At 26.3% G+C, this 14758-nt stretch carries 15 protein-coding genes; 12 read left to right on the top strand and 3 right to left on the bottom strand.

Annotated elements, in window-relative coordinates; all coding sequences use genetic code 11:
- Positions 1-51 precede the first annotated feature (51 nt).
- A complete protein-coding gene (locus GOQ29_RS13235) occupies positions 52-498 on the top strand; it encodes an NUDIX domain-containing protein (RefSeq protein ID WP_203373140.1) in 447 nt (148 codons plus the stop codon).
- A gap of 13 nt (positions 499-511) precedes the next feature.
- On the opposite strand, the gene GOQ29_RS13240 is transcribed toward GOQ29_RS13235, so the two are convergent.
- Together GOQ29_RS13240 and rodA are read right to left on the bottom strand one after the other, a co-directional pair.
- Positions 512-724, bottom strand: coding sequence for a YgaP family membrane protein (locus tag GOQ29_RS13240; RefSeq protein WP_203373141.1), 213 nt, complete (start codon positions 722-724; stop codon positions 512-514).
- An 84-nt stretch (positions 725-808) separates the two neighbouring features.
- Positions 809-1909, bottom strand: coding sequence for a rod shape-determining protein RodA (gene rodA / locus GOQ29_RS13245; RefSeq protein ID WP_203373142.1), 1101 nt, complete (start codon positions 1907-1909; stop codon positions 809-811).
- 317 nt (positions 1910-2226) lie between these two features.
- Here rodA and GOQ29_RS13250 point away from each other — a divergent pair, with 317 nt between their 5' ends.
- Positions 2227-3735, top strand: a complete 1509-nt coding sequence (locus tag GOQ29_RS13250; protein WP_203373143.1) for a DUF1846 domain-containing protein — start codon at positions 2227-2229, stop codon at positions 3733-3735.
- Between the two features lie 49 nt (positions 3736-3784).
- Here the strand turns inward: GOQ29_RS13250 and GOQ29_RS13255 are convergent, their stop codons facing one another.
- On the bottom strand, positions 3785-5197 hold the full coding sequence (locus GOQ29_RS13255; protein ID WP_203373144.1) for an aminotransferase class V-fold PLP-dependent enzyme: 1413 nt from the start codon (positions 5195-5197) through the stop codon (positions 3785-3787).
- A 235-nt stretch (positions 5198-5432) separates the two neighbouring features.
- Here GOQ29_RS13255 and GOQ29_RS13260 point away from each other — a divergent pair, with 235 nt between their 5' ends.
- From GOQ29_RS13260 to GOQ29_RS13305, 10 genes are all read left to right on the top strand, one after another.
- On the top strand, positions 5433-5915 hold the full coding sequence (locus GOQ29_RS13260) for a DUF456 domain-containing protein (RefSeq protein ID WP_203373145.1): 483 nt from the start codon (positions 5433-5435) through the stop codon (positions 5913-5915).
- Positions 5916-5931: 16 nt separating this feature from the next.
- On the top strand, positions 5932-6759 hold the full coding sequence (locus GOQ29_RS13265) for a deoxyribonuclease IV (RefSeq protein ID WP_207750720.1): 828 nt from the start codon (positions 5932-5934) through the stop codon (positions 6757-6759).
- A gap of 136 nt (positions 6760-6895) precedes the next feature.
- Positions 6896-8074 (top strand): glycine C-acetyltransferase, encoded by a 1179-nt coding sequence (locus tag GOQ29_RS13270; RefSeq protein WP_203373146.1) that lies wholly within the window; start codon positions 6896-6898, stop codon positions 8072-8074.
- Between the two features lie 276 nt (positions 8075-8350).
- On the top strand, positions 8351-9001 hold the full coding sequence (nth, locus tag GOQ29_RS13275) for an endonuclease III (protein ID WP_203373147.1): 651 nt from the start codon (positions 8351-8353) through the stop codon (positions 8999-9001).
- A gap of 132 nt (positions 9002-9133) precedes the next feature.
- Positions 9134-9352, top strand: coding sequence for a hypothetical protein (locus tag GOQ29_RS13280; protein ID WP_203373148.1), 219 nt, complete (start codon positions 9134-9136; stop codon positions 9350-9352).
- A 91-nt stretch (positions 9353-9443) separates the two neighbouring features.
- Positions 9444-10115 (top strand): DUF2225 domain-containing protein, encoded by a 672-nt coding sequence (locus tag GOQ29_RS13285; protein WP_203373149.1) that lies wholly within the window; start codon positions 9444-9446, stop codon positions 10113-10115.
- Positions 10116-10167: 52 nt separating this feature from the next.
- Positions 10168-11451, top strand: coding sequence for an esterase/lipase family protein (locus GOQ29_RS13290; protein ID WP_203373150.1), 1284 nt, complete (start codon positions 10168-10170; stop codon positions 11449-11451).
- 260 nt (positions 11452-11711) lie between these two features.
- A complete protein-coding gene (locus GOQ29_RS13295; RefSeq protein WP_203373151.1) occupies positions 11712-12533 on the top strand; it encodes a Cof-type HAD-IIB family hydrolase in 822 nt (273 codons plus the stop codon).
- Between the two features lie 18 nt (positions 12534-12551).
- Positions 12552-13022, top strand: a complete 471-nt coding sequence (gene trmL / locus GOQ29_RS13300; RefSeq protein WP_203373152.1) for a tRNA (uridine(34)/cytosine(34)/5-carboxymethylaminomethyluridine(34)-2'-O)-methyltransferase TrmL — start codon at positions 12552-12554, stop codon at positions 13020-13022.
- A gap of 109 nt (positions 13023-13131) precedes the next feature.
- Entirely contained in the window at positions 13132-14751 is a 1620-nt protein-coding gene (locus tag GOQ29_RS13305; RefSeq protein WP_203373153.1) for a Na/Pi cotransporter family protein, read from the top strand.
- Positions 14752-14758 lie beyond the last annotated feature (7 nt).

The raw sequence follows: 14758 nt of genomic DNA on the forward strand, positions 1-14758 counted from the left end.
CTTGCTGTTAAATAATATAATAGTAGAAATATTATAATTGCAGGTGATAATATGAAAAAAGCTTATACTAATAATAAAGAAATAGAAATAGTTTTTATAGATGATTTGTTAAATGAAGAGGAATATACTAGTGCTATTGTTATACCTATATTTCAAGATAAATTTGTTATGACATTTAACTCTACAAATAAGTGTTGGGAATTTCCTCAATGTAAAAAAGAGGATAAAGAAAACTTATTACAGTGTGTAATTAGAGAAACTTTTGAAGAAACAGGAGCTATTTTATCTGAAATAAATCCTATTGGTTATTATAAAAAGTTAAAGGCTGAAGACTATATTAAAACTTTAGTATATATAGGCAAGATAGCTATTTTTGAACCAAAACCAATATGGAGTCATACAGACTTAGTTAAACTATTTGATGTTTTACCAGAAGATTTGGAAACAAATGATGGTGCATATAAGTTAATAATTGATTATATAAAAGTAAAGGGATAGAATCCCTTTACTTTTATTGTTGTTTTAATTTAAATTTCATTTTATTATTATCAGTACTCATACCCATAATATATAACATTGGGCAAAATCTAGTAATTCCTTCTGCAACCTTCATGCTGCCAAGAAACATTGATGATTTTGAATTTTTTAAAATTCCACATCCAAAAAGAGTTAATCCAGCAGTAATTCTTATATATGCATCTAGATTTCCAACATTCTTTTTCATGACAAACCTCCTTTAATACTTTAAATTTATTTTGTCATAAAAAACGAAAAAGTATTAATAAAAAAAGAATACTTAAAGTATTCTTTAAAAATTTATTTGACTTTTTCTCATTGCAATACTGAATACGATGCCTAATGATACCATATTTACTAGCATAAAAGTACCTCCATAACTTATAAATGGTAGCGGAATACCAGTAACAGGCATAAGACCAATTGTCATACCTATATTTTCTATTACATGAAATGTTATCATTGCCGTGATTCCTACTACAGTTAAAGATCCAAAAGAATCCTTTGCATTTTTTGCTATTATTACTAGTCTATATATTAAAAGCAAGAATAAAAGTATTAATATAGCTCCACCAATTAGCCCAAAGGCTTCTCCTATAACTGCAAAAATAAAATCAGTATGTTGTTCCGGTAACCATTCTAATTTAGCAAAGCTTGCTTCTCCAGAAAAATATCTACCAAAAAGTTGCCCCGAGCCTATTGCAATTTTAGATTGAGTTACATGATAACCTATGTCCATTGTATCTAAAGAAGGGTCAAAGAACACTAATACTCGGTTTTTTTGATAAGAGGTTAGAATTTTAAACCATAGTATAGGTAAACTTATTACTCCTGTTATAGCTGAATAAATTATATATCTATAACTCATTCCTGCAACAAAAAGCATAATAAATGTAAAAAATATAAATACTAATCCAGTACCAAAATCATTTTCTACAACTAGTAAAATTGGTATAATTGCAAATGTTAGAATTTTTATTAAAGTAAAAACGTTATTAATATCATTTTTATTTTTTTCTATAAATTTGGCTAAAGATAAAATTATTCCTATTTTAGCTATTTCTGAAGGTTGAAGATTGAAACCACCTATGACAAGCCAACTATCGGCACCCCATTCCTTTCCACCAGTACCAGCAAATATAACTACCAAAAGTAAAGCATTAGACAATACATATATTGGGATATAAAGTTTACCAAAGGTATCATAACCAATAAAACAAATGATTATAATAGCAATTAATCCTAATATAAAAGATACTATTTGACTTTTTAGAGATGATATTTCTCCTGTTGCAACATATATAGAAAAAAATCCATATATGGTTAAGATCAATATAATAGATAATAAGAAATAATCAAATTTTTTAAATTTATTTCTACTTAATTTCATCATTTTTAAACTCTCCATCCTAAAAAACTTAATAATGAAATTATAACATAAAATAGGCGAGTATATAAATAAATAAAATATAATTTATAAGTTTTTATAAATACTGGACAATAGGGTATGAAATAATTTAAAATAATATAGTGTGTTAAAGTTACATAATAATTATATTTATTGTTTATCTGTTGAATAACTATAAAAAACAGGTAATTGAATATAACTATTTTTATAGGCTATAATGCTATAGTCTTTTTCTATGTGGAGTATTTTTAATTAATTATTAAATTTAACCAAAAATATATTATATAAAGTGAGGAGTAAATATGAAGATTGGTTTTGATCATGAAAAGTATATAGAAGAACAATCAGAGTATATTTTAGAAAGAGTGAATCATTATGATAAATTGTATTTAGAATTTGGTGGTAAATTATTATATGATTTACATGCAAAAAGAGTTTTACCAGGGTTTGATGAAAATGCAAAAGTTAAATTATTACACAAATTAAAAGAAAAAGTTGAAGTTATTATTTGTGTATATGCAGGTGATATTGAAAGAAATAAAATTAGAGAAGATTTTGGTATTACTTATGATATGGATACACTAAGATTAATTGATGATTTAAGAGAATATAAATTGGATATAAATAGTGTGGTGATAACAAGATATGATGAACAACCAGCAACAAATGTTTTTATAAATAAACTTGAGCGTAGTGGTATTAAAGTTTATAAACATAGATCTACTAAAGGTTACCCAACGGATGTAGATACTATTGTAAGTGATGAAGGTTATGGGAAAAATCCATATATTGAAACTACAAAGCCTATTGTTGTTGTAACTGCTCCTGGTCCAGGCAGTGGTAAGCAGGGTACTTGTTTTAGTCAACTTTATCATGAACACAAGCAAGGTAACATGGTGGGATATTCAAAATTTGAGACATTTCCTGTTTGGAATATTCCACTGAAACATCCTTTGAATATAGCTTATGAAGCTGCAACAGTAGATCTTAAAGATGTAAATATGATTGATTCATTCCATTTTGATGCTTATAATGAAATTGCTGTAAATTATAATAGAGATATTGAAACATTTCCTTTATTGAAAAAAACTATAGAGAAAATAACAGGAGAAGAATCAATATATAAATCTCCTACAGATATGGGAGTTAATAGAGTAGGTTTTGGTATAGTTGATGATGAACTTGTTAAAGAAGCATCTAGGCAAGAAATAATTAGAAGATATTTTAAAACTGAATGTGAATATAAAAAAGGATATGTTGATAAAGATACTTTGGAAAGAATAAAATTGATCATGGAAGAACTTAATTTAAAGCAAGAAGATAGAAGAGTTGTTATTCCAGCAAGGAGTCGTGCAGCTAAATTAAAGGAAATCTGTTCTAAAGATGAAGTATGTTCTGCTGTAGCAATAGAGCTTAATGATAATACAATATTAACTGGTAAGAGTTCTGACATAATGGATTCAACCGCTGCAGTAATTCTAAATGCTATTAAGTGTCTTGCAAACATATCTGATGAAATTCATCTTATTTCACCGGTGATTTTAGAACCAATTAGGAAGTTGAAATCTGAAACATTAGATAGTAAAAATTTAGCACTTAATTGTGAGGAGATTTTGATTGCCCTTAGTATATGTGCAGCAACTAATCCAACAGCCCAAGTGGCTATGGAAAGGTTATCAGAATTGAAAGGATCTCAGGCTCATTCTACCACGATTTTAAGTATAAGTGATGAACAAGTTTTTAGAAAGTTGGGGATAGATATTACAAGTGACCCTCAATTTTCTACAGAAAACTTATTTTATAATAATTAATTTTTAATTTAATATATTAAAATAATGACTTCTATTTAAATAGAAGTCATTATTTTAAGTGTTTAAGTAAATCTTCTTTTTTTAAGTTACTTGGGAAATAACAGTTATATTCTTGATTGTATTTATATTTTATTTTATATTCATCTATATTATTAATAATTAGATTTAAAAATTTAATGAAATTATCAATTTCTTTTTCGGTATTATACATACCGAAACTAATTCTTACTAATCCTGGGACATCTTTAATTTGACCAAATATCATTTTTTGTTGCATTTTTCTTATGTCAGTTGAAGATAAGTTTAATAATCTATGTACATATGGGTGAGCACAAAAACATCCGTTTCTAACCCCTATATTACCTTCAAAGGAAAGTAATGATGCTAAAAAATTGTGAGGTATGTTTTTAATATTAAAAGAAATTACTCCTAAATGATTATTAGGATTTATATTATCAAAAGATATATATAGTTTGATATTTTGTATTGTTTTTAAATTAGAAATCAATTTTTTAGTTAATATAGTTTCATGTTTTTTTATATTTTCCATATTTATTTCTTCTAATATATTTATAGATTTCATTAATGCTAATGAACCTATAACATTAGGAGTACCAGCTTCTTCTTTTTCGGGAGGATGAGTCCAAAATTGATTATTTTCAGTTACACTTATAATATTACCTCCACCGGTATATTCAGGAACACCTTTATTAAATGTATCTTTTGGACCAATTAAAACTCCTGTTCCGAAGGGAGCATACATTTTATGTGCTGAAAAAGCTATAAAGTCTAAATAGTCATTTTTACCTGTTCCTGACATGTTTATTTTTCTATGGGGAATGAGTTGAGCACAATCTACTAAAATTTGTGTATTATATTTATGACATAATTCTGCAATCTTATGTATTTCATTAATATAACCTGTAACATTTGATGCTCCAGCAATAGATACTAATTTAATCTTATTCTTATAATGATTTAATTTATATTCTAAATCATTTAAATCTAGTCTATTATTTTTAAGTAATTTTATATATATTCTTTTACATTTATTTCGCCAAGGTAAATCGTTAGAGTGGTGCTCCATTAAAGAAATTAGAACTACATCTTCCTTAGATAAATTTAATCTATAGGATAATTTGTTAATTGCTTCAGTAGTATTTTTTACAAATATACATGTGTTTTTTTTAGTATCACTATTTACAAATTGTAAAACTTTTTTTCGAGTTTCTTCATATATTTCTGTGGAAATAATAGATTTAATTCCTATTCCTCTGTGAATACTTGAGTAGTGTTTAGAAAAATCTTCTATTTCTTTTATTACTGGTAGTAATGGTGGAGTACTAGCAGCATTATCAAAATTAATATATTCTTTTTGAGGAAATGATTTTATTTTTATATTTTCATTAATTCCAGCCATATGTTTTCTAATATTATTAATAGAGTATTTAGTTTTAAACATATTATCCTCCTCATAGTTGACATATTTAATATTATGATATGTAACTAATTTTAAAATGTCACAATGAAAAAGTTCTATTGGGCTTTAATTGAAGTTATCATTATTTTCTACCATAAGAATATAGATTAGTTAATATTTAGAATGCATTTGTAGGGTATAATAATTATTGTAAATAAGAATTGATTTAATGATATTATATATATTAACTGAAATCATAATAAAGAGGAGATAATTTATGGATATAATTTTAATAATAATAGCATTGGTATTAATGTTTATTGGATTTTTAGGAGTATTTATTCCAATAGTACCTGGTTCGGGATTGATTTTTTTTACTGCTTTAATATATGGAATAATAACAGGTTTTGAAACAACATCTATAATTAGCTTAGTAATCTTAGGTATTTTGGGTATCTTAACGATTATATTAGAGAATTTAGCTTCTTTGATAACTACAAAAAAAGTAGGGGCATCAAAATATGGTATAATAGGTGCTGTGATTGGGGGAATTGTAGGTTTTTTATCTTTTTCTTTAATTGGACTTGTAATAGGTCAATTTATAGGTGCAGTATTAGGAGAATTATTTATCAAAACTAAATTTAAAGATTCTGTTAAAATAGGTGTAGCTACTTTTGTAGGATATTTATTGGGAATAGTATTAAATAGTACAATTGCTATTATAATGATAATTGTTTTTATATTTGATGTAATAATATGATTAGGAGTGATAAATAATGATAGTAGGTAGTCATTTGTCAATATCAAAAGGATTTGAATATGCAGCTAAAGAAGCTGTTAAAATAGGAGGAAATACATTTCAATTTTTCACAAGAAATCCTAGAGGAGGTAAGGCTAAGAAACTAGATTTAGAGGATATAAAAAAGCTTCAAAAAATAATGAAAAAAAATAAATTTGGTCAATTATTAGCTCATGCTCCATATACAATGAACCCTGCATCCTATAAAGAAAAAGTATGGGAATTTGCAAAAATGGCTTTTAAAGATGATTTAGATAGACTTGAAATTATACCCTGTGATTTATACAATTTTCATCCTGGGAATCATACTGGCAAAGGAGTAGAGTATGGGATTAATAGAATAGCTGAATTATTGAATGATGTATTAACTGGAAAAGAAAGTACATGGATTTTATTGGAAACTATGTCTGGTAAGGGAACAGAGATAGGAAGAAACTTTGAAGAATTAAAGTCTATAATAGATAAGGTTAATTATTCTGATAAAATAGGAGTATGCATTGATACTTGTCATATATATTCTGCTGGTTATGATATAGTAAATAATTTAGATGGAGTAATACAAGAATTTGATGATAGCATAGGATTAGATAGATTAAAGGCTATTCATTTAAATGATAGTAAAATGGATTTTGATAGTAATAAGGATAGGCATGAAAAATTAGGAGAAGGAACTTTAGGAATGGAAGCTATAATTAATATAATAAATCATCCTAAATTAAAAGATTTACCATTTTTCTTAGAAACTCCTAATGAATTAGAAGGTTATAAGAAAGAGATTGAAATATTAATTAGAAATAGGGAATAATATTTTTTATTTACTAAAAAATAAGATATTATAATATTTAATGAAATATAAGCAGGAAAACCATTTTTTATATTGAATATATAGATATAAAGTGGAAAAGTTCAGTTTATATATGAAGAATTAAGGAGGTTTTATAATGGCAAAAAACGAATTTTTGGAGAAAAAAATTGAAGGATTAAAAGAAGAAGGAGTATATAGAAAATTACCAGTGTTAGAAGGTCCTAACGAAGCTGAAGTTGTATTAAACGGAGAAAAAGTGATAAATTTATCTTCAAATAACTATTTAGGATTTGCAAATCATCCAAGATTAAAGAAGGCAGCCATTGAGGCAGTAGAAAAATATGGCGTAGGTTCTGGAGCCGTTAGAACTATTATAGGAAATATGGATATACATGAAGAATTAGAAAAAGTATTAGCTAAATTTAAAAGAGAAGAAGCAGTTATGGTATTTCAATCAGGATTTAACTGTAATGCTGGTACTATTCAAGCTGTTACTGAAAAAGGTGATTTGATTATATCAGATGAATTAAATCATGCTAGTATAATAGATGGGGTCAAATTAAGTAAAGCAGATAAGGCTATATTTAAGCATTCAGATATGGAGGATTTAGAAAGAGTATTAAAAGAAAAAAGAGATAATTATAATAATGTACTTATAATTACTGATGGAGTATTTAGTATGGATGGAGATATAGCAAAACTTCCTGAAATAGTTGAATTGGCTGAGAAGTATAATGCTATGACATATGTTGATGATGCTCATGGTTCAGGAGTATTAGGAGAAAGTGGTAGAGGTACTGTAGACCATTTTGGACTTCATGGTAGAGTAGATTTTAGTATTGGTACACTATCAAAGGCTATAGGTGTGATAGGAGGATATGTTGCAACTAGTAAAGCTGCCCAAGAATGGTTAAATCATAGAGGTAGACCAATATTATTCTCAACATCTTTACCACCAGCAGCAGTTGGAGCTATTATTGAAGCAGTTAATATGCTAATGGAAACCACGGAGTATACCGATAAATTATGGGATAATGCAAAATATTTCAAAGAAAAGTTAGGTAAATTAGGATTTGATACAGGGCATAGTGAGACTCCTATAACTCCAGTTATAATAGGAAATGAAGCTAAATCTATGGAATTTAGTAAAAAACTTAAGGAAAACGGAGTATTTGTATCTGCTATTGTATTTCCAACAGTTCCAAAGGGAACTGGTAGAGTAAGATGTATGGTCACTGCAGGACATACTAAAGAGCAATTAGATAGAGCAGTAGCAGCATTTGAAAAAGTAGGAAAAGAAATGGGAATTATATAATGAATGGGAGCACTCTTAGGAGTGTTCTTTTTTCTTTATAATATTTTTATATAATATATAATATACTAGTGATATGTAAAATAAAGTTTAAATACAGTAACAGGGGGTAATTTATGATTGTTGGGATATATGTAGTAGATCTTATGGCTTTTCTTGTGCTACGAATGAAATTCAACATGTCAATAGTATGATATAAAATGTATTGAATTTTATAGAAAGAGATAATAGAGTTGAGATGATTAATCATTCAATTGAAATACTTTAAGGAGGAAGAAAATGAAAGGAAAATTAGATAGGAATGAAATCGATAAAGTTTTGGATATACTTAAGGATTTATATCCAGATGCTCAATCAGAGTTAAATTTTACAAATCCTTTTGAATTACTTATAGCTACAATTTTATCAGCTCAATCTACAGATAAAAGAGTAAATCTTGTAACTTCTGATTTATTTAAAAAATATAAAACACCTAAGGATTTTTTATCTCTTAATCAAGAAGAATTAGGAGCAAAAATAAAGAGTATTGGATTTTATAGAAATAAAAGTAAAAATATATTAAATACATGTAGAATATTAGTTGAAGAATATGATTCTCAAGTACCTAATAATAGAGAAGATTTAATGAAACTTCCAGGTGTTGGTAGAAAAACAGCTAATGTTGTGATGAGTAACGCATTTGGGGAAGATGCAATTGCAGTAGATACTCATGTTTTTAGAGTATCTAATAGAATAGGAATTGCTGATAGTGATAATGTTAAAGATACAGAAATAGATTTAATGAATAATATAAATAAAGAATTATGGTCTGATGCTCATCATTGGTTAATATTTCATGGTAGGAGAATATGTAAAGCAAGAAAACCTAGATGTGAAGAGTGCCCATTGATAAAGTATTGTTTATATTATAAGAATGTTATTAGTAAATAATATACAAAATATGCTAATATATCTTTCATAAAATTAAGATTATTGGAATATTATTATATAACATTTAAAAGGGGCGATTATGAAGAAAAACAAACAAATAGATATAAAAATAGATAAATAAAAGTATCAGTTATGATACTTTTATTTATTATTCTATTTATTTTATGTTTTGGATTAAAATATTTAAATAAAGATATTATTTATGGAAATGTTAAGATTAATGATGTTCACGCAAGTGGATTAGAAAAAAATGAAGCTATAGACTTATTAAAAAAAGAGCTAAAAAATGATATATTGAATAAGGAAGAAGTAAAATTAAAGTATGAAGAATATGGGAAAAGTTTTACTTAAAAGAAATTGGGGCTAATGATTATTATAAACCAAAAGATAAGATAGTTAGAGTAGGACCTAAAGAATGAAATTAAGCTAGGAGAGTTGTAATATGGTTGAAAAAAATATAATAGAATTATATGATAAGAATTTGATTTGTCCAGTATGTGGAAATAAATATACTACTAAAAAAGTAAAATCATCAAAATTAAGAGCAGTAAAAAGAGATTCAGATTTAATGACTTATTATAGAGGGGAAAATCCAATAATTTATGCAGTAGTTGTATGTAATAAATGTGGATTTGCATATTTAGATTCTGAATTAGAAGATATTAAAGATAAATATAAAGAAATAATATTAGATGGTATAACTAAGAAAATAAGTAATAAAAATTATACTAATGAAAGAACGATTGAACAGTCTGAAAAAACTTATAAATTAGCTCTTTATTGTGGAGAATTAATTAATAGTAAAAAAATATATTTGGCTTCTTTAGTTTTAAGATTAGCTTGGTTATATCGTTTTAAGGAAGATATTTACAATGAGAATAGATTTTTGAAAAATGCTATGGAATCATTTAAATATGCTTATGAAAGAGAAAGCTTAAAGAAATCATCTTTTGATAAGAAAACAGTAGAATATTTGATAGGAGAAATTAATAGAAGGATTGGAAATAAGAAGGATGCAATTAAATGGTTTAATATAGTAATATCAGATAACCCTGGGACTAGCATGAGAATAGAAAATTTAGCTAGAGAGCAATGGCAAAAAACTAAGGAATAATATAACACCTCTTCTACTATTATCATATGATAATAGTAGAAGAGGTGAAGATATGAAATATATACATTATTCGGGTAAGTATCCTATTATAGTAATTCCTGGTTTGTTTGGATCTTGGGGAGAAGGTATTATTAGAGATAATAATACCTTGGGTTTTGGTCCTTCGAGGGATATTTATAGTCCTTTATTAGAATTTTTAATAGAAAATGGTTATGAACTTAATAAAAATTTATTTATATCTTTTTATAATTGGAGACTTGATAATGATATAAGTGCTAAAAAATATTTGATTCCTATGATAAATAAGGCTAAAGCAATCACAAATATGAACAAGGTGATTTTAATATGTCATAGTATGGGAGGTTTAGTTGCAAGGACATATATTCAAGGAGATAAATATAAAAATGATGTAGATACTCTTATTATGTTAGGAACACCTAATAGTGGTGCATCCATTTCTTATTTGTTTTGGGAAGGAGGAGAAGTATATTATGAGAAATTGCACAATAACTTCTTATTCAAAACATTTTGGAACTCATATTTATGGTATTTAAAAAAGATTTATAAAGAAAATGGGATGAAACCATTACAAGGGAGCTTTCCATCTATAAAGCAATTATTACCTACTAAATTGTTTTATGGAGATTATATCTATAAAAAAGATAGATATGGAAGAAAAAGATATATTGATATTGGAAATATGAAGGAACAAAATTATTTTCTTGAAAAATTAAATAGAGAAGTCTACAAACTTAAATATAGAGTTGCTAATATTCATCAAATTATTGGATATGGATTTCTAACAAATGATTCTATAGAAGTTAAAAGAAATAATAGTGATAAATGGATAGATGGAAAACCTGTTAAAATAAATGAAACTATAAATGGAGATGGAACTGTAATTGTAGATAGTAGTCAGTTGCCACATATAGATAAGCATTATTTAAAAAAAGATCATTCTGATTTAGTTAAATATAGTACTAAAATATTAAAAGATATCCTAAATTTAAAATATGATAAAAAAATACTAAAATATGATAAAAAGTATATAAGTTTATTATTTAAAAATATAAATGATATGAGTATAAAGATAGATAATGTTAAAATAAAAATTAATGAAATTTATAAGTACGACTATGTAAGTTCTACAGTTTTAGATAAGAATACATTATGGATAATAATAAAAATAAAAGATATTAGGGATATAGAATTAGAAATTGAACCTAAAAAACATAGAAAAGCAGAATTTGTAGCTATTTCTGATGAAGAATTACTAGGTGGATATAATTTAATAGAAGAAAAATTATATAAAAAAACTAAATTAAAATTGATATAAATGAAATTCTTGATTGCATTAATCAAGAATTTCATTTTTGTATATGAAAAATTCAGTTTTTATTATTTCAAATATTTTATAAATTCAAGCATATGATATATAATCTTAGTAAAGGAAGATAATTCTGAAAATGAGATGAGTCTATGAATAATAAAGTTGAATTAGTAATTGACAATATAAATAAAGTTATGAATTTTGAAATTAATACTATATAAATATATAATAGGTAAGGGTAAAATAAAATAGAGGAGTGAATAGATTTGAAATATAAATTGATAGCAATAGATATGGATGGAACATTATTGGATAAGGAAGAAAAAGTGTCAGAGAAAAATAAAGAAGCTATAAAAAGAGCAACAGAAAAAGGAGTTAAAGTTGTAATATCTACAGGAAGAATATTTACATCGGCAATATATTATGCAAAATTAATTGGAATTATGACTCCTATAATTGCATGTAATGGAGCATATATAAGTGAATATGATAGAGAAAATGTATTATTACAACATCCAATAAATCAAGAGGATATGGAAAAATTGATAGAAATTTTTGAAAAAAATAATTTATATTATCATTTCTATGATAATGAAAATTTTTATACTACAGATTTAGATTATAATTCATTAAAGTATTATGAATGGAATAAAAAACAAAAAGAAGAAAATAAAATCAATATAAATGTATTAAAAAATCCAGTAGAATATATCAAAAAGAATAATGTTAAAGTATATAAAGTTGTGATAATGGATGAAGACATTGAAAAAATTACTAATATCAGAGAAGAATTATCATTATATGAAAATATAGAAGTGGTAAGTTCATGGCATGGGAGTTTAGATATAATGTATAAAGGTGTGTCTAAAGGAAAAGCATTAAAGGAACTTTGTAAGATTTATGGTATAAGTAGGGAAGAAGTGATTGCTATTGGAGATAATGAAAATGATTTATCCATGTTAGAATTTGCAGGGACTTCTGTTGCTATGGAAAATGGTATTGATTTAGTAAAAGAATATGCTGATATTGTAACAGAAACTAATGATAATAATGGAGTGGCAAAGGCTATTGAAAAGTTAATTTTATGATAAATTGGAGGTAAGATTATGGCTATAAATATTGTATTAATGGAACCAGAAATCCCGCAAAATACTGGTAATATTGCAAGGACTTGTGCAGCAACAGGATCATCATTGCATTTAATAAAACCTCTTGGGTTTTCATTAGATAATAAACATTTAAAAAGAGCTGGTTTAGATTATTGGAATTTATTAGATATATATTATTATGATAATTATGAGGAACTAGTTGAAAAAGTAGGAGCGGATAAATTTTTTTATGCCACAACTAAAGGACATAATTTGTACACTGATATGAAATATCATGATGATTGTTATATTATTTTTGGGAAGGAAACTAAAGGAATTCCAGAAAAAATATTAAATCAAAATAAAGAAAGATGTATTAAAATACCTATGATTAATAATAAGAATGCTAGGTCTCTTAATTTAGCTAATTCGGTTAATATTGTTGTTTATGAGGCTTTAAGACAAATTGGATTTCCAAATATGGGCTAATATAAATAAAATGAAGTTAACAAATTTAACATTGATTTAACAAAAGGCGAAAAGTTTTAGTGTATGATAATAATTGTGCTTATAAATACTTAGTAGTGGGAGGATCATTATGGAAATGTTATTTGGAGTCTTAGGTGGACTTGCTCTCTTTTTATATGGAATGAATTTAATGGGGTCAGGTTTGCAAAAGGTAGCTGGTGAAAGACTAAAGAAATTAATAGAAGTTCTGACTAATAATAGGTTTATGGGGGTTGTTGTCGGAGCTATAGTTACTGCATTAGTTCAAAGTAGTAGTGCTACTACAGTAATGGTGGTTGGATTTGTTAACGCTGGATTAATGAAATTAACACAAGCCATAGGTGTTATTATGGGTGCCAATATAGGTACAACTATAACATCTCAATTGATTGCTTTTAAACTAACAGATGTAGCACCAATAGTAATAGCAATTGGTGTGGCTATATGGCTTTTTACTTCTAAAAGAAAGAACAAAGAAGTAGCTGAAGTTTTAATCGGATTTGGTATATTATTTTTAGGTATGTCAATGATGAGTTCTTCATTAAAACCTCTAGGTGATTCCCAAGTGTTTAAGGATATTATGATTAGTTTAGAAAGTCCATTACTTGGCATATTAGTAGGATTTGCTATGACTGTGGCAATACAAAGTAGTAGTGCATCTATGGGTTTATTATTAGCCGTTACTTCATCAGGATTAGTAACACTTGATATAGCTTTTCCAATATTATTTGGAGATAATATAGGTACTTGTGTAACAGCATTACTTTCTAGTATAGGAGCCAATAAAACTGCAAAAAGAGCTGCAATAATGCATCTTTTATTTAATATTTTTGGTACAGGATTATTTATGTTTTTAATATATTTAACACCTATGAAATCTTTTATAGTAAGTATAAGTGGTGATAGTATAAATAGACAAATTGCCAATGCTCATACTATATTTAATATAGTAAATGTAGTTGTTCAATTCCCATTTGCTGGACTTATTGTATTAACTGCTAAGAAGATTGTTCCTGGTGAGGATGAAGATGTAATAGGACTTAAATACTTAGATTCAAGAATAATTGAAACCCCATCAATTGCCGTAGGAATGGCATCTAAAGAAGTACTGAGAATGGGAAGAATAGTTAAAGAAAATTTAGAATTATCAAAAGTTGCATTTTATAATGATGATGAGAAGTTGAATATGAAAGTATTTAAAGAAGAAAAGAGGATTAATCAATTAGAAAAAGATATAACTGAATATCTAATAGAATTAACTAGAGCACCATTAACAGATGAACAATATGGTACAGTAACAACATTATTTAATACTATTAATGATTTAGAAAGAGTAGGAGATCATGCAGATAATATAGCAGAACTTGCTCAGTATAAGATTGATAATAAAATTAAACTTTCTGATAGTGCTATATCTGAAATTAGTAATATGTTTGAAAGTGTAGAAGAAGCTTTTGCATTATCATTAACAGCTTTTAAAACTGCAGAAATAGATACTACTAGAAGAGTTATAGAATATGAAGGTATGATAGATAAGTTAGAGAAAGATTATAGAGCTAATCATATAGATAGATTAAATAAATTAGCTTGTAATCCAAGTTCAGGAATAGTCTTTTTAGATATTATAAGCAATTTAGAAAGAGTAGCAGACCATTCCTCTAATATTGCTCTATATATTTTAGATGTTTTAGAAGATAGGCACAAAAATTAAACCAAAT

It is taken from the genome of Anaeromonas gelatinilytica (assembly GCF_016820635.1).
In the GTDB taxonomy this organism is placed as follows: Bacteria; Bacillota; Clostridia; order Tissierellales; family SIT17; genus Anaeromonas; species Anaeromonas gelatinilytica.